Raw genomic sequence first — 1,392 nt, 5'->3', positions numbered from 1 at the left:
GCTGTAGACGGCTAAAGCGGAGGTGATTACGTCGCGCGAAAACTGGCGGTCGAGCCTTCGAGCAAACAGTGCTTTCTCGATGTACGAAAGGTCCTGCCGTTCGTTGTTTTCCTGTCCCTGAGCAATGACGAGTTCTTGATCTGTCAATGATCTGACGACAGCCTTGATAGGTCGATCGAGTGCCTTCGCAGCGCGCCAGCGGCGATGACCAAAGGCAATCTGATATTTGTTCGCCTTCTCTGGGTGTGGGCGGACTAAGATTGGGACTTGCTGGCCTTCCGCCTTGATCGACTGAACGAAGTTCCCAAAAGCCTCGTCGTCGATTTGCATGCGGTCGGGTACGAACGAAGGCTCAACGTCGGCAACGTCGATCTCCACGATCGTTTGGCCAGCAGACAGGCGACGCTCGATCTCTTCGGCGCGCTTGGTCCGTTCGCTCATCTCTCCAAGCGATTGCCCCAATGCACCGACAGGAGACCGTCGGCCAGTCTCCTGAGTTTCGATGTCAAGCGCAGCCATCAGCGGTCGCATCGCCTGTCTACGAGGCGTTGCAGTAGACTCGGTCGGCTGCGACCCTGGCGCTGGCAGATCGGCGAAGATCTTTCGGCTCATGCAGCCACCCTCCCCCAAGCTTTACGTATCATCACTTCAATTTCGCCGTTAACACTCTCCACCGACTCGAGCGCGCGATCGTAGGTAGATCGGGTGAATTGGTTACGTTCCACCTCGAAAATGGTCTGGTTCGTCAGGCCAGCGTCTGAAATAGCGGTGCTCTTCAGCATCGGATGATTTAAGACATGGTCGCCAAAGATGGAGCGCAGAAACGCCACCATTTGGTTTTGAGGACCGTCGCTCGGTTCGAACCGCGTGATTAGATATTTCATCCAGAGATAATTCGACGCTGCGCCGGCCTTACTGATTTCCTCCAAGAGATCACCGGTCATCGCTAGAAACTGGTTCATTGACATGACGTCGAGCATCTGGGGATGCACAGTGATTAGAACCGAAGTAGCGGCGGTTAGGGCCGACATTGTCAAGAATCCGAGCTGCGGAGGACAATCGACCACAATGACGTCGTAGGCATCCTGAATCTCGGAAAGCGCCTGACCGATGCGAGCGAAGAACATTGTGTCCCCGGGAGCGCGCCTCATGAGAGCCTTGGGCGTGTCGTGCTCAAACTCCATGAGTTCGAGATTGCCTGGGATAAGGTGGAGATCGGGGATGTATGTCGAGCGCACGATCTCGGCGACCGGCCGGCGGTGCTCATCGTACCTGATCGCGCCATACAGGGTTTCGTTCGGGCCGACGTCCAATTCCGGCTGATGTCCAAATAGCGCCGACAAGCTCGCCTGCGGATCGAGATCAATCGCCAAAACGCGATACCCTCTGAGC

At 56.2% G+C, this 1,392-nt stretch carries 2 protein-coding genes; both read right to left on the bottom strand.

Features of this window, described 5'->3' with window-relative positions:
- Positions 1–612: plasmid partitioning protein RepB (repB, locus tag AC1DVA_RS28345; protein WP_476808122.1), on the bottom strand; the 612-nt coding region annotated here is incomplete at its 3' end.
- Positions 609–1,392 (bottom strand): plasmid partitioning protein RepA (gene repA, locus AC1DVA_RS28340; RefSeq protein WP_476808121.1); only part of this gene is annotated, 784 nt, incomplete at its 5' end. The genes repB and repA, both read right to left, overlap by 4 nt.

Source organism: Allobosea sp. P4_C6, assembly GCF_056402015.1.
The sequence above is the reverse complement of the archived record's forward strand: the minus strand, read 5'-3'. Positions and strand labels throughout refer to the sequence as shown.